The organism is Corynebacterium sp. LK10 (assembly GCF_008042455.1).
GTDB classification, from domain to species: Bacteria; Actinomycetota; Actinomycetes; order Mycobacteriales; family Mycobacteriaceae; genus Corynebacterium; species Corynebacterium jeikeium_D.
This window is the reverse complement of the sequence record NZ_NOVT01000017.1, coordinates 214,699-232,973: the sequence shown is the minus strand read 5'-3', so window position 1 is coordinate 232,973 and position 18,275 is coordinate 214,699. Positions and strand designations below refer to the sequence as shown.

The window sequence follows — 18,275 nt, the reverse complement described above, 5'->3', positions numbered from 1 at the left end:
TTCCGCTGCTTCTATTACTGATCGTTGTTAGTTTCTACTGCCGTTGACGCGCTGGGTGCCGCATCACACACGCCGTGCTCGGCGAAAAACGCGATGATGGTCTCACCGATGAGCGCTCGGCTCCTCGGCTTCGAGAACTTATGGCCCTCTCCCTCAACCACCAGAAAATCAGTGGGCACACCATAGGCGTCCATGGCGTTGCGCATCTGACCGGACTCTCGCGGAGGCACGTTGGTATCCCACTCGCCGTGGATAAAGAGCGTTGGAACCTTCATTTCCTCCGCACGGTGCAGCGGCGAGATATCGCGCAGAAGCTCAGCATCCTGGTACGGGTAGCCGTATCGAGGGAACGCGGCCTGCGCCAACCAGGGTTCTGTGGATTGGTAGTAGGTTTCAAAACTTGTCATTCCGCAGGCATCCACGATGGCAGCAAACTGATCCGGGTACCACGCCGAGGCCAACAGCGACATGAAGCCACCGTAGGATCGCCCACCCAGGGCAATGCGTTCTGGGTCCGCCAACCCGGCATCAACGAGGAAGGCACGCGCCGCTGCGATATCCGCAATAGCGGCAAAGCGTCCATAGCGGTCGCCCGCGTGCTCGAATGACCTACCGGACCCCGAGGAACCGCGCACATTAGGTGTGAACACCACGAATCCCGCCTCCACAATGCTGGCTAGAACATCGTGGTGAATGGGTTTTGCCTGCAGTTCTGGGCCGCCGTGGATGTGGATGAAAGCCGGCGGTAGTGCGTTTCCGGAAACGTCATTAGAACTATTGCGCACCGACTCTGGAAGGTAGAGCCAGCCAGAGAGTTCCAGCCCATCGCGGGAGACAAAGTAGACCAGTTCTGGGGCCGGCATGGTCTCCAGGTTCTTCTCTTCCAGAGCCAAAATCCGTTCGGTGCGTTCCATATCCAATGGCTCAATGACACCACCGATATTGCGCAGAATCTCCACCGTTGGCGCAAGGCCTGGCCCTTCTACTGTCAGGGAGATCAGCTCACCGTCCCCGGAGATTGACAGCTCGCGCGCAACCATGCCCGGCAATTCCACATTGCGGCGCACCATCACCCGCATGTCGTCAGTCTGCGGGTGAAGGCCAAGGGTTAGCACCTCGAGCGTGCTGACCCCACCGCTATTCCACAGCACAGCCGCGGTGGAGGAATCCTCACTAATGACGAATTCTTCGACGTCTTGATCCGGATTGCCAATGAACTCCTCGACATCAACTTCGATGCCAATCTTCATATCCAAAATCTCCGCTGCGGTCGATTCCGCTGTACGCGGCTCCGTGGTGCTGATACCGCTGTCGGGAGTAATACCCAGGCGCAGGATGCGACGCTGTTCCGCGCCATGATCTGAGAGCACGAATGCGGTCAGCTTCTCCTGCCCCGGATGCGCCAATAAGACACCGACATCCGTGGTAGAGCCAGGATCGGATGGCAACAGCGGCTGCCACTGCTGCCCCGGCCCGACTAGTAGTAACTCCCGGTGGCCTCGCGGTCCCACCCGCACGAGGCCAAACCCACCTTCAGCCGCTACCAGCTGGCTGTCAGTGCGTTTATCAATGACCTCATACTTTGAGTCCGTCGGGTTGACCAAACGCGCATAGTTAATACCCTGGGCATCGACCGCGTTCATCGCTAGGAGATCGTTATCCCATTCCACCAGTGTGGCGCGCATATCCGCATCCATACGCAGGGGGCGGGCACCGTCGACCTCCGGATCGGTGGATACCAGCCAGGTCTGCAGTCGCTCCGTACCGTACGGAGAGACCTCGCAGGCGATCCACTTTCCATCCGGGGAGTGCAGCACCCTGGTAACCGGGCCTTCCACCGGCAGTTTCACGGGGCGCTCCGCCCCTAGCCCCTCCGGAGTAATCTCCTGCTGTACCGCACGCGGGTAGCCGCTATCGCGGACAATAAAGGCGATTGCACTCCCATCCGGTGCTAACGAGGATTCATAGGTCTGGCGCATGACAATCCATTCTAGTAGTCAGCGAAAATCTCTACTTCGACCTGCCACCACCGGCTGCCCCAGAGCCTCGGACATATCCACCAGACGATCGGCCACGATTGTCACCGCACCAGAGGCTGTCTGCGCGATACCGCGCACCACCATCGCCCGCGAATTCACCGCTACCGGCCGAAAACGATTCCACAGCCCCGGTGTACACAGCACATTCACCAGCCCAGTTTCGTCCTCCATTCCCAAAAATGTCACTCCGCCAGCTGTCCCTGGACGTTGCCTATGTGTCACGACTCCCGCCACTTCTACTCGTGTTCCGTCGGGCACTGCTTTCAGTTCTGCCGCAGGCACCACTCCACGTTCCTGCAGGTCTGCCCGCAACGCGGCCACCGGGTACTGCCCCGGGGTCACTCCCGTTGCCATCAAATCGGCAGCTGCCAGCTCAAACTCCGTCATGCCGGGCAACGCCGGTGCGTCGGCAAGCGTGAGCCCCGGCAGCATGCCCTCACTTTCCGTCGCCGCCACGCCCGCCGCCCACAGTGCTTGACGACGGTCAATCCCCAGCGACCCAAGTGCTCCTGCGCGCGCCAGTGCTTCCATGTGCCCAACACCCAGCCGAGCTCTGCGGGCGACATCTGCTGCGTTGACAAATGGCCGCGCTGCGACGATACGTTCCGCCACGTCATTGCCCACACCGGCAATGGCACCGATCCCCAAACGAATACGACCATCGATGACGCTGGCTTCCACGCCTGAAACTGCGATATCCGGACCATCGCAGCCGATACCGTGCCGGCGGGCATCGGCAATCAACGACTGCGGAGAGTAAAACCCCATGGGCTGAGCACGGAGCAACGCTACACAGAACTCCGCCGGATAGTGGTACTTAAACCAGGCCGAGAAATACACCAAGGAGGCAAACGACTGCGCGTGTGATTCAGGGAAACCGTAGGCGGCAAAGGCCACTATCTTGTTCCACAGTTGTTCCCCAATATCCGCATCAATGCCACTGGTGCGCTCCAGCCCAGCCAGAAAACGGGCATGGAGCGCTTCCATTTTGGCCACTGAGCGCTTCGACCCCATAGCGCGGCGCAGCGAGTCCGCTTCCGCCCCGCTGAAATCCGCCGCATCGACGGCCATTTGCATCAGCTGCTCTTGAAATAGCGGAATGCCCAGTGTCTTCCCGAGAGACTTCTCCAACACCGGATGCTCATAGGTCACCGGTTCGAGTCCATTTCGGCGGCGAATGTAGGGGTGCACGCTACCGCCTTGAATGGGGCCTGGGCGAATGAGTGCCACCTCCACCACCAGATCAAAGAACTCCCTCGGCTTCAGTCGGGGCAGGGTGGCCAGCTGCGCGCGCGATTCCACCTGAAACACGCCCACCGCGTCCGCGCGTGCCAACATCTCGTAAACCTCCGGTTCAGCGACATCTATTTCCCACAGGTTCACTCGGCGCCCATGCTGTTCATAGACCAAGTCAATGCAATGGTGGATGGCCTCCAGCATTCCGAGGCCAAGCAGGTCGAACTTCACCAGTCCCGCTGCCGCACAGTCATCCTTATCCCACTGCACTACTGAGCGCCCCTCCATGCGTGCCCATTCCACTGGCACGACATCCGCAATCGGCCGATCACAAATCACCATTCCGCCAGAGTGAATGCCTAAATGACGAGGCTGCCCACGAAGCTGCTCCGCCAGTTTTCGCACCGGCTCCGGCGGACACGCTTCCCGGTCTCTGACCCACGCATCGATAACGCCCGGCGAGTATCCCAACACCCGCGCCGCATCGCGCAATGCGCCGCGCCGCCGGTAGGTAATGACATTGGCTACCTGCGCGGCATTGTCACGACCATACTTTTCATAGACGTATTGGATAACCTCTTCCCTACGACCAGACTCGATGTCTACATCAATATCCGGCGGACCATCCCGTTCTGGCGACAAAAACCTCTCGAACAACAGCCCGGCACTAATGGGGTCAACATTGGTGATCCCCAGCGCAAAACACACCACCGAGTTAGCGGCCGAACCGCGCCCCTGCGCCAGAATTCCCGCCCGGCGACAGAACTCACAGATGTCGTGCACGATGAGGAAGTAGCCCGGAAAGCCCAACTCTCGAATCACAGTCAGCTCATGTTCTAACTGCGCCCACGCCCGCGCTTGCACGGAGCCGTCCCCAGCTCCATCGACCGGACCATACCGCCGCCGTGCCCCCGCACGGGCAATTTCCCGCAGCCAGGAGTCCTCATCGTGGCCCTCTGGCACTTCCCAGCGAGGCAACTCAGGCGCAATGAGGTCAAGCGTAAAAGCACACTCACCTGCAATGTCCTGTGTTGACCGCAGCACCTGCACCCCCAGATACCGTGTTGCCGCCGCTAGCTCCTCCCACGAACGCAACCAAGCTCCGCCTGCCGGCTCCAGTCGTGACTCGAACCCGCCTAAGTCCTCTCTCACAGCAAGAGCCTGTTTAGCCCCAGCCAACCGGCTTGTCGCAGGCGAAGCTGACGTCGCAGCAGAGGAAACCACCTCCCGCAGGCCATACTTCACAGCTGCGGCTGAAATAGCTTCCGCGTCATCGGCCGCCTGCGCGGTGGGGCTCACGCGGTGTTCGAGTGCCACATTCTCCGCACCGAAGGCCGCAATAAGTTCTTCCAGGTCGCCGAGCCAGTTAACGTCGGCAAGCACCTGCCAGAAACCACCTGCAGCCTCCCCCAACTTTGGCAGTGGAGGATAGCGGACGACGGACTTCTCCCCTGCCGACATATGCGCATCACACAGCGCGTGGCTCAGGCGCCGATAGCCCTCGGGCCCCCGCCCCAGCACCGTGAGGGGCCGCTGCGGAAGCCCCAGCTCCGCGCCGATGATTGTGGCAATACCAGCCTCCGCTGCAGCCTCGGCAAAACGAGCGATTCCATAGAAACCATCGCGATCTGTCAGCCCCAACACGTTTAACCCCAAACGCACAGCCTCGGACACCAATTCTTCCGGATCCGATGCGCCATGCAGGAACGAATAACTCGAACGACAGTGCAATTCCGCCTTAATATCCGCAGGCGTAAATGACATGCCACCTCTGCCACCAGCGCCGCTTTCCGGAGCTTCAAAAGCCCCAACGATGGAATCTGACAGCTGTCCCCGCCAGCCGTTGAAGCTACCATTAGGCTGTAGTTTTCCTGAAAATTTACCCGATAGAATACGCTCAATCCGCGACCAGCTCAGTGGCCGACCGGACTGCTCCGACTGTCCGTCCGAGATGTTTTCCATGCCACGAACATTAACCCACACCGCGGACTGCATTCAAACGTACTTTCGACTGGCATCTGCATTAAACGTCACCCCCGGGACGCATCCGTAAGTCACATCTCAGCCACGCTCGACTGTTTAGGCTGAAGTTGAATTTTCAGCACTACCTGGGCAAGTGCTAGCCTTAACCCCAGAATTAAAGACAGCTTGGTCTAGTTCTGCCTTAAAACTTCAGCTAACAAATCCCATTAAATAAGGAGACCCCTCGATGAACCTCAAGCGTTTTTCCGCCGGTGTACTCACTGTCGCATTCGCCGCAACCGGCCTTACTGCCTGCGGCAGCTCGGATGATGCCATTCGCATCGGCACCACGGATGCCAGCAAGAAGGCCTGGACCGTTTTCGAGCAGAAGGCTTCTGAACAGGGCATTGACCTGGATGTTCAGAACTTCTCCGACTACCAGACCCCGAACCGCGCACTCGATGAGGGCCAGCTCGACGTCAACCTCTTCCAGCACATCAAGTTCCTGGCTGAGTACAACGTCGGCGCTAAGTCGGACCTGACTCCGATTGGTTCGAGCGAGATTGTCCCGCTGGCTCTGTTCTGGAAGGACCACAAGTCGGTTGATGAGCTGAAGAAGGGCACCGAGGTCGTTATCCCGAACGACCCTTCCAACCAGGGGCGCGCTATTAACGTGCTGGCTCAGGCTGGCCTGCTAAAGCTGAAGCAGGATGACCTGCTGACTCCGTCCCCGGCCGACATCGATAAGGAAGCTTCCACAGTCACGGTCCTGCCAGTGGATGCCGCTCAGACCCCGGCCGCTTACGGCGAGGGCAAGCCTGCCATTATTAATAACTCCTTCCTGGACCGCGCCGGCATCGACCCGAATACCGCCATCTTCCAGGATGACCCGAACTCCACGGAGGCAGAGCCGTACATCAACGTCTTTGTCACCAAGGCTGAAAATGCTGACGACCCGAAGTACGCGGAGCTCTCCAAGATCTGGCACTCCAAGGAGGTCCAGGACGCAGTCGCAGAGGACTCCAAGGGCACCTCGGTTCCGGTTGACCGTTCGGCTAAGGAGCTGCAGGACATTTTGGACCGCGTCGAAGAGCAGCAGCGCGAGCAGAACTAACGCCACTGCCACTTAAGTACCGCCCAACACCAGGGAACACAGACCAAGGGGCACTGATTCATTCGTGACCAACAGGGGAACGAAGCTCGAATTCCGCGAGCTGAACAAGCAATTCGGCGACGTCACCGCGCTCGCCGACATCAACCTAACCGTTGAACCCGGCGAAATCCTCGGCGTCATCGGTTATTCCGGCGCCGGTAAATCAACGCTCATCCGTATGATTAACGGCCTGGAAAAGCCAACCTCCGGGCAGGTTTTGCTAGATGACACCGACATCGTCGGCATCTCCGAGCGCCAGCTACGGGGCTTGCGCCGCAATATCGGCATGATTTTCCAGCACTTCAACCTCTTCCATTCGCGCAACGCGATTCGCAACGTTGAATACCCGCTGGAACTGGCCGGCATGCCGAAGGCCAAGCGCCGCGCTCGCGCCCAGGAGCTGCTGGAGTTCGTCGGTCTCGGCGACAAGGCGGAGTCCTTCCCCGAGCAGCTCTCGGGTGGGCAGAAGCAGCGTGTCGGCATCGCCCGTGCGCTCGCCACCGAACCGACGCTCTTGCTTGCCGACGAAGCCACCTCGGCACTCGACCCGGAAACTACTTCCGGCGTCCTGGATCTGCTGCGTCGCATCAATCGCGAAATGGGTGTCACTATCGTGCTGATCACCCATGATATGTCGGTTGTACGCGGTATCGCTGACCGCATGGCCATCATGGAAAATGGTCACATCGTCGAAACCGGTACGGTCCACGAGGTTTTTGCCAACCCCAAGACTGAGGTTGGCCGCCGCTTCGCCACCACCGCACTGCGCGATGTTCCAATTGGCCGTGAACGCGATTCGGTGAATCAGTCTGCCGAGAGCGCAGCAGCTCGCCTGGTCACCATCACTATCAATGACGGTGTTGACCTCGGTGCCCTAGCACAGGCCACTAGTGCCCACGGTGTCGCCGCCTCGGTGGCACACGGCGCGGTCGCCAATGTGCAGGCGAAGTCCTACGGCCGCCTTACTTTGCGATTGACTCCGCTGACAGGCAATTCCGCCTCGGATTCCTCTGATTTCGATGCCGCCATTGCTGCTATTTCCGAACTGACACAGGTAGAGGAGCTTGCATCATGATCGGTCTCTTAAACTCTCTGCCATCGGTGAGTGGCAAGGACACCAACTGGGATAGCCTCGGCCCGATGCTGGGCGAGGCATTCGGCCAGACGCTCTACATGGTCTGTGTCGCCATGCTGATTGGCGGTGTCGCAGGTCTGGCAATCGGCGTGCTGCTCTACACCACCCGCGATGGTGGCGTACTGCGCAACAAGTTTGTCTACCAGGTCCTCAATGTCCTGATTAACTTTGTCCGCCCAATCCCGTTCATCATCCTGGTTACGGCCATCGGCCCACTGACAAAGAACGTGGTCGGCACCACGATCGGCACCGAAGCCGCAGTGTTCGTCATGTCGATTGCCGCCACCTTCGCCATCGCGCGCCTGGTGGAGCAAAACTTGATGTCCATCGACCCCGGCGTGATTGAGGCCGCCCGTGCGATGGGCGCAAGTCCGTGGCGCATCATCCGGACGGTCGTCGTGCCGGAGGCACTGGGCCCGCTGGTACTGGGCTACACCTTCGCCTTCATCGCCGTGGTCGACATGTCAGCTATGGCCGGCTACATCGGCGGTGGCGGACTGGGCAACTTCGCAATCACCTACGGTTACCAGGCATTCGACTGGAACGTCACCCTGGTGACAACCCTGGTCATCATCTTCATCGTCCAGTTGGCGCAGATCTTCGGCAACTGGCTCTCCAAGAAGATTATGCGCAGGTAGCCGCGCACATTAGCTAGCCACTAGCTAGCGGCGGGTTACCTCGACCGCAGCCCAGCCCTTCTTTGGCCCTGGAGCATCACCGCAGGAAGACACAACGCCTTCCGTGGTGATTTTCTCCAGGGCCACTTCATATTCCACGACCTTGTCGCGGTCGCTGGGGCCGTCGTAAAGCGCGACGACTGCAGTCGTGCCGTCGACGTCAACGCGTGCGACATCGTCTACGCCCCACGCATCTGCTTGACGACGCACAGCCAACTCGGCCGCCTGCCCCTGCGGGGTGTAGATACCACGGCCGCGGCAGCCCTCTGCATGCACGATGCCCTGCTGAGCGTCTTCGATGACCCCCTTGGCATCCATCGCACTCAGACGTCCAAAGCTGTAATTCCATGGCAACAGCACGCTGGCCGGCGCAAAGCGGTGCCCCTTAGAGTGCGAGGTTTCCCAAACAACCTCTGGGTAGAGATTGTGCATCGCAGCAGCGAGCGGGCGACCTTTAATCGCACAGCAACGATCGCGCTTACCGTGCGTACAGATGAGAAACAGTGGATGGTCCAGACGAGTGGCCCCCTCGGTGGGCTGGCCAAGGCGGATATCCAGAGTCATCAGGTCTTCAACATCGGCAACCATGCGATGTTCGAGAAAAACCTCAGAGCCATCCACTGATTCACAATGCGCGATATAGACGTTAACGCCATCACACGGCTGCTGGCCGATTCGGCCTGGCTTTCGAATCAGCTGCAACGCGCCGCCGCGTTCAGACAACCAGGCCTCTACCTGACCGGTGATCTCTGCTCCCCATACCCCGCCGTCAAAAATATCGTGCGACCAACCGAGTTGGTGCTCCAACGCAATAAAGAGCTTTCCGGTCTTCGCAGTACCGGGAAGCGGCTCAGTCATCCGAGCGGAACAGGTGGTATCAAATTTGGCCTGGCTCATACGCCTAAGCGTAATTGAGTGCCCCCTGCGATTGGGTCTTAGGTCGCAGCGTTCACCCCTGTTTTATTACTATTGTGCAACACTTTGACAACAAATACTTCTGACCTCGACTTTTGTAGTTCAGCTTGTTGAAATTCCGTAACTGCGCACATACCGTCAGACGTATGAATACGAAATCGCTGGATGTTTCGCGCACCCGTACCCGTATCGCGGCATCCCTGTGCCTCGCATTGGGCCTGGCTCTCGGCGCTTGCTCCTCTGACTCATCCTCAGACTCGGCTGCTGCAGTGTCTATGAAGACTGACTCAACCGCTGGCACCTCCGATTTGTCAAGCAGCTCTAGCAGCTCCACTAGCTCATCTGCGGCGGCGCAAACCACCATGGATGACGATGCTGCTCCGGAGGGCGATTTCAATAGTTCCTCCTCAGAAGCTGCCCCTTCCGATGGCGCTTACTTGGGTATTGAAGATGTCCGTGTCGGTTCCCACGACGGTTACGACCGCATTGTCTTTGAACTCATGGGCGAGGGCACTCCGGGATATTTCGTCCGTTACGAGGATGTGCCGACCCAACAGGGCTCCGGCAAACCGATTTCGGTCGACGGCACAGCCAAGCTGGTAATCGACTTGCGGGGCATGGGTTACCCCTTTGATTTCCAGATGGAGGACTTCCCCTCTGACCCGGTCAAGCCGACATCGACGTCCGTCATTAAGGAAGTCGTTGGCGGCGGAACCTTCGAGGGACAGACTCAGTATGTCGTCGGGCTCAAGGGCGATAAGACCCCATTCAAGGTTTTCTCGTTGAGCAATCCGAACCGCCTGGTTATTGACTTCCAATCGAAGTAATCGGGTTGCCCCGAGCTACGCCTCTACGCGTAAGCCCCCTCGATTCTCCATGCGCCGGCATGCCCTATGAGCAACCAGGCGGCGATGGTACCGTCATTCGCCATCGCACGGATTTGTATTCTTGCCGCTCGGCGAGCCTCATCGGGTACCCACCAGCGCTCATCAATCGGCCAGGGCCCAGCCCACGATGACACGCGATATGTTGTTACTCCATGTCGCACCAGGGACGGTTCCGCCGTCATGGTCGCTCGCCCAGTTACGCCCACGGTGTGCCCATCGGCGTCGAGCACTTCCACCTCTGCATTCGCAGTCGCAGGAATAATTGCCGGATTGGGGGCAAGAACAGCTCCCGGCCATGGCTGATTAATTTCCGCGGTTTTTGTGTTTTTGGGGTTTTCTCCGAAAGCGACAAATCCCACTCTTTCGCCTGGGCCACGCCCGCCTTGCATGACTGGTTGCTGTACTGCCTCTGGCCCCAGTAACCCCTGCACACGCTCGGCAGCCCGGCGCGCTTTAGCTCGCGCATCATCACTACCGTGCCACAAATCCTGCTTTACAGTCCCGGCGGCGACCACATCCAGTGGCTCTAACTGCAGCTCTACGATTCCGCGGCTATCATCTCCGTCATTTTCCTCAGCGCAGCCAACAACTCCAGCACCAGTGTCGCTGTTCCCTCGTGGCTGCTGCCGATTCCTGTTATTCAGCCAGCCATCGAGCTGCCACCGAACTCTGTCAGCCGTAGTCTGTTCTGCCAGTGGCTCAGTGCAGCGCCATACTCTGCGCACCTCTGAGCCGTCACTAAACTGCGCCACCACCGCTAAGCGGTAACACGAATACCCATGGTTAAAAAGCTGTTCATGCAGTTGCCCAGCTAGAAAACGCGCCACGAATGAGGCCTCGTCCACTCTCCGGAGTGGACTCTCCCAAGACTGGTAGCTCGCAGCCAATCCTGGTGGCAAAGATCGCGGCGCTACCAACCGCACTTCCCCACGACAGGCCAAATCATGCCATCTAGCCCCCTGCGCCCCAAACCTGTTGGCTATATCCCGCTTCGGCAACGCAGCGACATCTCCCAATGTGCGCAGACCGAGTTCCTGCCACGACTTCGCAAGCTCTGCCGGCATCTCCAGTGCACTTTCCGCCCTAAGCTCCACCAGAGAGATTCCCTGCCGAAATCTTTTGCCTTCATCCTCCCCGGGAGCTACCAGCACTCCCCTGCGCGCTGCCAAAATAGCTGTCACAATATCGTCCGCGAGCCCCAAGTTGCAGTCCACGCCCGGTACCGCAGCGGCATCAAGCAGCTTTTCCAAGGCCACATCCTGTCCGCCGTAATAACGCATTACCCCTCGCGCTGCCACAACCGCCAAGCCTGGCCGTAGAGCTTCAACCCCAGCTGCCACCGCCTCCAACCGTTGCAGCACGGATTCGAATTCCGCAGCGTCGCGCACCGCACTTTCCTCGACAACCTCCAGCTCCGGGCACAACGCTTCCGCATGCCGACGACTTTGCCCGCGCCGTACCCCTGCACGGCGCGCACTCGGAGAACAAACAGCTACTCCGCTATCACCCACGATCGCAACTGGACTGAGCGGATTAGCCTGTGACGTCACAGATGCTAGATGCGCTGCCTGCACTGGCCAATCAGGAAGCCAGAGCGCCACCACACGGTTCGATTGCGCCGCTACCACTAGAACCTCCTCTGTGCGGGAAAGGCGACCACATTGTTCTGTTCCACCTGTTCCCCCACCCGCCAACGGCACTGCCTCCGCGGAAACCGCGTCCCCGACACACTGACTTGGTAATCCACTGCTCGAATCCGGCCATAACCAGTACCAAGCCCGGAAACACCAGCAACAGAGCTGGAAATTTCCGACTCAGCGCCCGGCCACTGCTGCCCGACAAAAACCAGAGCACAACCACTCGTGCGCAGTCGTGCCTGCAGCGGACGTGCCTTCGACGGCGGCGGAGTGCGCGCCAACGAAGCCACCACCAAGTCAACACCGTCCGCCAACAGCCCAATTACTTCAAGTGGCTGCATTCCAGGATCTGGTACACAGACAATGTTCGATAGCTTCCCGCCCAACTCCACTACGGAGAGCAACCCCTGTTCAGCGAGTCCAACTAGCGCAACATGACCTGTCTTCGTAACTTCCGCGATTAGGCCTGCCAATACCGCACCGGGCTGTTCAATGACACTGACAGCCCCTTTTCGCACTGCTCCCGCCAACGTATTTTCCAACGCCTCCGGCACCGGCAGAGCCTCACCGAGCCCAAAGGTTGCACCAGTTGCAGTCCCACCAGACTGGGCTGCCATCGCCTGCCGCAATGCCGCAATAGTCTGTTCCCTAGACTGCCCCGCAGCAATATTGACCGCCGTTGTCACTTCTTGTTCCACCTCATCTCACTGCCCTGCCCACCACGAACACTGCTCGAATATTCTTTCCCAACAAGCGGATTAAACACTACCCTAAATAGCACGTACGTTCGATATTAATGTGCGAAGAAAAGCGCCGCACACCACCGCGCGACGCTCTAACCTCAGCCGAGTACTACATTTCGTACTACTTAGGCCTTCACATCGAGAACTACATCGAATTCGAGCAAATCAGCCGACGACGACACCGGCTTGCGCTTTTCGCCCTCATGCGAAGCCTTGAAGGCACGGCCCTCACGCCACCCCTGGTAGGCCTCCTCGCTCTCCCACTCGGTAAAGACAAAGTAGCGGCTCTCTCCTGCAGTTGGACGCAGCAGCTGGAAACCAATGAAGCCCGGCACATCGCTCATCTTTGAAGAGTTTGCGGAAAAGCGACGTTCGAGCTCTTCTCCCGAACCCTCAGGAACGGTAATAGCGTTAATTTTTACAATGCTCATGGTCATAACACTAGCCACACAACTCTCAACAATCTATAGTTCCATCGCTACTAAAATTAAGAAGTATGACAGATTCCAGCCGGCACCAACACTCTTCAGGCTCTTACCAAGACGGGGCCGAACGCACGACAAAATTTATCAATAGTCCCGTGCGCCTGGGGACGGCAATTGGCGTCACCACCGCAGTGATCGCACTGCTCGCATTGCTTAAAGCCCACATCATCGGCTCCATTGGCTGGTGGATCATGATAGCGCTTTTACTGGTACTCATCGGCACCACACTTTTCGTGCGCCAGGCAAAAACACCCACCAAAGAAACTCGGCCCTCCTACTTCGCAGAGCCGATGCGTGAGTCACCAAACGACATCTCGTGGAATAGCAGTATAAGCGTGCTGCTCATCTTCCCCGGAGCATGGATCATTGCCGCCGTCGCCGAACGAATTTCCTCTACACCGGTCGCCTGCATAATGACCCTAGTTCTGTCCGCCATCACCGCTACCTGCGCAATCCTGCCGCGGCAATTCGGATTCCTCCCTCTCGCCGCGCATCTTCCTGACAATTTCGCCCAGCGCTGCCCCTACCCCGCCGACTCACCAGAGGCCCGCATCCTCACAGTCCTCTTCATCGCACGTCTACGCGACGGCTACGTCTTCTTCACCGACCAGCTCCCCTATTTCGCCATGCTTGACGACGATACCGTGAGCGCAGCTCTCCACACCCTAGCCGCCGATAAGCGCATCACCATCGCCAAGAACAATTCGGCCCTGACGGAAAAGGGCCGTGCCCGCGAGTTTGCACAACTCACAGACACGGCCCTTGCCAACTAGTGGCTTACTCCCACTCAATGGTTCCCGGTGGCTTGGAAGTCACATCCAGGACCACGCGGTTGACCTCAGGCACCTCGTTGGTGATACGAGTCGAGATTTTCTCCAGCGTATCGTAGGGAACACGAGTCCAGTCAGCGGTCATCGCATCCTCAGAGGAAACCGGGCGCAGCACGATTGGGTGGCCATAAGTACGACCATCACCCTGGACACCAACCGAGCGGACGTCGGCAAGCAGGACGACCGGGCACTGCCAGACAACCTCGTCCATACCTGCGGCCGTCATTTCCTCGCGTGCAATGGCGTCGGCGCGGCGGAGGGTATCCAGACGCTCCTTATCGACAGCGCCGATGATGCGGATACCAAGACCCGGACCCGGGAACGGCTGGCGAGCGACGATTTCTTCCGGCAGCCCCAGTTCGCGACCGACCGCACGGACCTCGTCCTTAAACAGCAGGCGCAGTGGCTCAACGAGGGTGAACTCAACGTCATCCGGCAGACCGCCGACGTTGTGGTGGCTCTTAATGTTGGCGGTACCAGAACCGCCACCGGACTCAACCACATCCGGGTACAGGGTGCCCTGGACCAGGAAGTCCACGGTCTCGCCCTCCGGAGCGCCCTCCAGCGCCTGTGCGACAGCGCGCTCGAAGGAGCGGATGAACTCACGGCCGATGGTCTTACGCTTGGTCTCCGGATCGGTGATACCAGCCAGAGCATCCAGGAAGACCTTGGAATCGTCGACGGTAATCAGCTTCGCACCAGTTGCGGCAACGAAATCCTTCTCAACCTGCTCGCGCTCACCCTGGCGCAGCAGCCCATGGTCGACGAAGACACAGGTCAGACGGTCACCAATAGCGCGTTGCACAAGTGCGGCGGCAACTGCGGAGTCAACGCCGCCAGACAGACCGCAAATTGCGCGACCGGTCTCACCGACCTGATTACGGACCTGCTCAATCAGCTCTTCCGCGATGTTAGCGGCAGTCCAGTCCGGCTCCAGGCCAGCAATCTCATACAGGAACTTCTCCAGAACCTGCTGACCATACGGCGAGTGGTTGACCTCCGGGTGGTACTGCACACCGGCCATGCGCTTTTCCAAGCACTCGAAAGCCGCTACCGGAGCACCCTTGGTGGACGCCGTAACGGTGAAGCCCTCCGGCGCCTTAGACACCGCGTCACCGTGGCTCATCCACACCTCGTGTGTCTCCGGCACACCAGTGTGAGCGACACCGCCACCGTCGACGACGTTCAGCTGCGTGCGGCCGTACTCACGGTCACCGGTAGCAGCAATCGTGCCGCCGAGCACCTCAGTCATCGCCTGGAAGCCGTAGCAAATACCAAACACCGGAATGCCCAGCTCAAGCCACTCTGGGTTGAGCTTCGGGGCACCTTCGGCGTAGGCACTGGACGGGCCGCCGGACAGCACCAGCGCAGCCGGGTTCTTGGCCTTAATTTCTTCGGTCGTCGCATCATGCGAGACCACTTCGGAATAAATTTTTGCCTCGCGCACACGTCGCGCGATGAGCTGCGCATACTGCGCACCGAAGTCCACGACGAGGACGGGCTTAGTCACCTGTTCAGACACGCCCTAAAGCTTATCAAGACTTACGGACTGCAGGCATACCCAGGTTCAGTGCAGCCGGAGCATCTTCCGGCACAGCCGGGTTCACCGGAGCAATCGGATCCAGGCGCACGTAGGACTCACCCTGCGCCGGACGCTGATCTTCCTCACCCTTATTCGGCCACAGCGACGTTGCACGCTCCGCATTCGCGGAAATCGACAGTGACGGGTTCACTCCCGGGTTGGCTGCCATCGCCGAACCGTCGTGAATCGAGAGCGTCGGGTAACCCCACACACGCAAGTACGGATCAACAACGCCGTTTTCGGGTGAATCCGAAATCGTTGCGCCGCCAATGAAGTGAGCTGTCAAAGGAATGTTTGCCAACTCACCGATAGTGCCCCCAGCCAGCACACGACCATTCCGACCACGTGCACTGAGCTTGTCCGCCGCACGTTGCGTAGCTTCGTTACCCGACGGAATCCACGTCGGATTCGGCTCCCCCTCGCCCTGCTTACTCATCAGGAAACGCACCGGCCCGATCTTTTGCAGGTACGTCGTAATCGAGTTGTCGCGATTCTGCATCACCAGAGAAATCACGGTGCGCTGCGACCACTTACGCAGATTCACGAGCTGCGTCAGGTAGTTAGGATGCTTTACGACGGTCCCCACAGCCTGCAACCATCGCGGAGTCCGACGACCTCCTTCGGTCATAATCATCTGCAGCATTGCGATGGCATTAGAGCCCTTACCGTAGCGCACTGGCTCGATATGGGTGTCCTCGTCTGGGAAGAATGATGAAGTGATGGCTACACCGTTAGAGAAGTCATTTTCCGGGTCCACCTTCGTACCCATCGCGCCCAAAATAGCCTCGGAGTTGGTGCGGGTCAGCTTGCCCAAAGATTTCGGTAGCAGCGGCAAGTGCCCATCGGCCTGCTGGCGATGCAGCAAATTCTGGGTGCCCCAGGCACCGGCGGCGAGAATGACGCGCTTAGCGCTAAACTGCTGCTTGCCCTTAGCTACCCAACGGCCAGTGCGCTCAGTGTCAATAACCCAGGAGCCATCAGCCTGAGGATGCAGGCCGGTAACGGTAGTGCGGTCAAAGACCTGCGCACCGAACTTCTCCGCCAAGTAGAGGTAGTTTTTAACCAGGGTGTTCTTGGCATCGTGACGGCAACCAGTCATGCACTCACCACATTCCGTACAAGCAGTACGGTCCGGGCCAATCCCCCCGAAGTAAGGATCGGAAACTGTTTGCCCTGGCGCACCCTGTCCACCTGTCTTGGCGCCAAAGAACACACCCACCGGAGTCGAGCGGAAAGTATGGCCCACACCCATATCTTCGGCTACCTCACGCATGACGACGTCGGCAGGCGTGTCGGATGGGTTGGTGACCACCCCGAGCATGCGAGATGCATTGTCATAGTGCGGAGTGAGTTCTGACTCCCAGTCGGTAATGTGCCCCCACTGACGGTGCTGGAAGTACTCGGTGCCCGGCTTATACAGAGTGTTTGCGTAGTTAAGAGAACCACCGCCGACTCCAGCACCAGCGAGAATCATGACATCTTTCAACATGTGCACACGCTGGACACCAAAGAGCCCCAGCTTAGGAGCCCACAGGTACTTGTGAAGCCGCCAGCTGGTCTTGGCAAAGTCTTTATCTTCGAACCGTCGACCAGCTTCGAGAACTGCCACTCGGTAGCCCTTTTCAGTCAACCGCAAAGCAGAAACAGAACCACCGAAACCGGAACCGACGATTACAACATCGAAATCGCGTTGTTTACTCATGGGAAAAGCCACCTTCTCTAAGGGCGTAACGCTAATGCGCGGAACTCATGTTCCTAACCCTAAGCGGAGGTGGCTTTTCAGTAAGGTAGTTTTGCGAAAAAACTATCCGATTACTTTGATTAAAAACCCTTTGGACGTACCGACAGCTCAACGCGGTGGAAGGACTTCAGGTTGGTAAAGCCGCACTTGGCCATCGCGCGACGCAGGCCACCGGCGAGATTGCGGTCACCGAACGGCGAAGCGGACGGGCCAAACAGAGCCTCTTCCAGGCTGACCAATTCCTTCTCATCGTCGACGACCGGCCACACCGCACCGCGCGGGTACTTCGGGTGTGCCGCAACAGACGGCCAGGCGTAGCCCTGCCCCGGAGCTTCGTGGACGGTTGCCAGCACACTGGACAGTGCCACAGCATCCGCACCGCAGGCGATTGCCTTGGCAATGTCACCGACGGTATCAATGCCGCCATCGGCAATGATGTGGACGTAGCGCCCCTCGGTCTCATCGAGGTAGTCCTTACGGGCAGCTGCAGCATCCGCAATAGCGGTAGCCATTGGCACATCGATACCGAGCGCATCCGGGGACGTCGTAAAGCCCGTACCGACAATCACACCAGCTGCGCCTGAACGCATCAGATGCAGCGCAGTCTGGTAGTCGACAACGCCACCGGCGATAACTGGAACGTCCAGGCTGCCGATGAAGTCCTTGAGGTTTAGCGGTTCACCCTGAGCCGTGACATGCTCTGCGGAAATCAGCGTGCCCTGGATAACCAACAAGTCGATGCCGGCCTTGATAGCCAGCGGAGCCAGCTCACGGGCATGCTGCGGGGAGACACGAACTGCAGTAATCGCGCCGGTTGCGCGAATCTCCTTGATGCGCTCAACCAACAGGTCAGTATCAATTGGAGCAGAGTGCAGTTCCTGCAGCTTGCGGTTCGCTGCCTCGGATTCACGCTTGGTGGCGGCATTCTTTGCCAACTCCACCAGCTCGGCGATCTTGTCCTGCGCATCGGCGTGACGGGCCCAGATACCCTCGGCGTTGAGAACCGCCAAACCGCCCAGGCGAGCAAACTCAGCGACGGATTCCGGGCTGGCGATGGCATCTGTCGGATGCATCATCATCGGGAGTTCGAAATCGTAGGCGTCAATTCGCCAGGAGGTATCGACGTCCTTGGACGACCGGGTACGCCGAGTGGGAACGAGTGCAATATCGTCCAACTCGTAGGTCCGGCGTGCCTCGCGGCCAATACCGATTTCAACGATGTCGCGCATGAGCTTTCCTCACATGCCCTTTCC

The 18,275-nt window shown here is 58.9% G+C and carries 14 protein-coding genes; 5 read left to right on the top strand and 9 right to left on the bottom strand.

Annotation, left to right across the window (positions count from 1 at the left end):
- Positions 1-14: 14 nt before the first annotated feature.
- Positions 15-1,979 carry a S9 family peptidase gene (locus tag CHU70_RS06515; RefSeq protein WP_147719165.1) on the bottom strand — a complete coding sequence of 655 codons (1,965 nt, stop codon included), beginning with the start codon at positions 1,977-1,979 and terminating at the stop codon, positions 15-17.
- An 18-nt stretch (positions 1,980-1,997) separates the two neighbouring features.
- Positions 1,998-5,237 carry an error-prone DNA polymerase gene (locus CHU70_RS06510; protein ID WP_049170054.1) on the bottom strand — a complete coding sequence of 1,080 codons (3,240 nt, stop codon included), beginning with the start codon at positions 5,235-5,237 and terminating at the stop codon, positions 1,998-2,000.
- 247 nt (positions 5,238-5,484) lie between these two features.
- On the opposite strand from CHU70_RS06510, the gene CHU70_RS06505 reads away from it, so the two are divergent.
- The 3 genes from CHU70_RS06505 (at position 5,485) to CHU70_RS06495 (ending at position 8,163) form a co-directional block, all read left to right on the top strand.
- The gene (locus CHU70_RS06505) at positions 5,485-6,351 is read left to right on the top strand and encodes a MetQ/NlpA family ABC transporter substrate-binding protein (protein ID WP_070855853.1); all 867 of its coding nucleotides are present in this window, start codon (positions 5,485-5,487) and stop codon (positions 6,349-6,351) included.
- A 64-nt stretch (positions 6,352-6,415) separates the two neighbouring features.
- Entirely contained in the window at positions 6,416-7,465 is a 1,050-nt protein-coding gene (locus tag CHU70_RS06500; protein ID WP_049169931.1) for a methionine ABC transporter ATP-binding protein, read from the top strand.
- A gap of 65 nt (positions 7,466-7,530) precedes the next feature.
- A complete protein-coding gene (locus tag CHU70_RS06495; RefSeq protein ID WP_224433327.1) occupies positions 7,531-8,163 on the top strand; it encodes a methionine ABC transporter permease in 633 nt (210 codons plus the stop codon).
- 24 nt (positions 8,164-8,187) lie between these two features.
- Here the strand turns inward: CHU70_RS06495 and CHU70_RS06490 are convergent, their stop codons facing one another.
- Entirely contained in the window at positions 8,188-9,099 is a 912-nt protein-coding gene (locus CHU70_RS06490) for a sucrase ferredoxin (RefSeq protein WP_016422128.1), read from the bottom strand.
- Between the two features lie 164 nt (positions 9,100-9,263).
- On the opposite strand from CHU70_RS06490, the gene CHU70_RS06485 reads away from it, so the two are divergent.
- A complete protein-coding gene (locus CHU70_RS06485; protein WP_016422127.1) occupies positions 9,264-9,944 on the top strand; it encodes a hypothetical protein in 681 nt (226 codons plus the stop codon).
- A 23-nt stretch (positions 9,945-9,967) separates the two neighbouring features.
- Here CHU70_RS06485 and CHU70_RS06480 read toward each other — a convergent pair whose 3' ends face one another.
- The 3 genes from CHU70_RS06480 to CHU70_RS06470 form a co-directional block, all read right to left on the bottom strand.
- Positions 9,968-11,632 (bottom strand): DNA polymerase Y family protein, encoded by a 1,665-nt coding sequence (locus CHU70_RS06480; protein WP_147719166.1) that lies wholly within the window; start codon positions 11,630-11,632, stop codon positions 9,968-9,970.
- Positions 11,632-12,327, bottom strand: coding sequence for a hypothetical protein (locus CHU70_RS06475; protein WP_147719214.1), 696 nt, complete (start codon positions 12,325-12,327; stop codon positions 11,632-11,634). Before CHU70_RS06475 ends, CHU70_RS06480 begins: the two co-directional genes overlap by 1 nt.
- Positions 12,328-12,509: 182 nt before the next feature.
- A complete protein-coding gene (locus CHU70_RS06470) occupies positions 12,510-12,815 on the bottom strand; it encodes an antibiotic biosynthesis monooxygenase (protein ID WP_070549744.1) in 306 nt (101 codons plus the stop codon).
- Between the two features lie 65 nt (positions 12,816-12,880).
- Here CHU70_RS06470 and CHU70_RS06465 point away from each other — a divergent pair, with 65 nt between their 5' ends.
- Entirely contained in the window at positions 12,881-13,642 is a 762-nt protein-coding gene (locus CHU70_RS06465) for a hypothetical protein (protein WP_016422123.1), read from the top strand.
- A 4-nt stretch (positions 13,643-13,646) separates the two neighbouring features.
- Here the strand turns inward: CHU70_RS06465 and guaA are convergent, their stop codons facing one another.
- The 3 genes from guaA to CHU70_RS06450 form a co-directional block, all read right to left on the bottom strand.
- Positions 13,647-15,221: a glutamine-hydrolyzing GMP synthase gene (guaA, locus tag CHU70_RS06460; protein WP_070642892.1), complete on the bottom strand. Its 1,575-nt coding sequence runs from the start codon at positions 15,219-15,221 to the stop codon at positions 13,647-13,649.
- A gap of 13 nt (positions 15,222-15,234) precedes the next feature.
- Positions 15,235-16,983: an FAD-dependent oxidoreductase gene (locus CHU70_RS06455; protein WP_070767598.1), complete on the bottom strand. Its 1,749-nt coding sequence runs from the start codon at positions 16,981-16,983 to the stop codon at positions 15,235-15,237.
- A 119-nt stretch (positions 16,984-17,102) separates the two neighbouring features.
- Positions 17,103-18,251 carry a GuaB3 family IMP dehydrogenase-related protein gene (locus CHU70_RS06450; protein WP_048731529.1) on the bottom strand — a complete coding sequence of 383 codons (1,149 nt, stop codon included), beginning with the start codon at positions 18,249-18,251 and terminating at the stop codon, positions 17,103-17,105.
- Positions 18,252-18,275: the final 24 nt, after the last annotated feature.

Bases quoted from the DNA above. Each gene is read 5' to 3' on its own strand.
- CHU70_RS06495 (WP_224433327.1), top strand. From the start codon at position 7,531: ATGCTGGGCGAGGCATTCGGCCAGACGCTCTACATGGTCTGTGTCGCC.
- CHU70_RS06510 (WP_049170054.1), bottom strand. From the start codon at position 5,237: ATGGAAAACATCTCGGACGGACAGTCGGAGCAGTCCGGTCGGCCACTG.
- CHU70_RS06515 (WP_147719165.1), bottom strand. From the start codon at position 1,979: ATGCGCCAGACCTATGAATCCTCGTTAGCACCGGATGGGAGTGCAATC.
- CHU70_RS06470 (WP_070549744.1), bottom strand. From the start codon at position 12,815: ATGAGCATTGTAAAAATTAACGCTATTACCGTTCCTGAGGGTTCGGGA.
- CHU70_RS06450 (WP_048731529.1), bottom strand. From the start codon at position 18,251: ATGCGCGACATCGTTGAAATCGGTATTGGCCGCGAGGCACGCCGGACC.
- CHU70_RS06465 (WP_016422123.1), top strand. From the start codon at position 12,881: ATGACAGATTCCAGCCGGCACCAACACTCTTCAGGCTCTTACCAAGAC.
- CHU70_RS06455 (WP_070767598.1), bottom strand. From the start codon at position 16,983: ATGAGTAAACAACGCGATTTCGATGTTGTAATCGTCGGTTCCGGTTTC.
- CHU70_RS06490 (WP_016422128.1), bottom strand. From the start codon at position 9,099: ATGAGCCAGGCCAAATTTGATACCACCTGTTCCGCTCGGATGACTGAG.
- CHU70_RS06485 (WP_016422127.1), top strand. From the start codon at position 9,264: ATGAATACGAAATCGCTGGATGTTTCGCGCACCCGTACCCGTATCGCG.
- CHU70_RS06505 (WP_070855853.1), top strand. From the start codon at position 5,485: ATGAACCTCAAGCGTTTTTCCGCCGGTGTACTCACTGTCGCATTCGCC.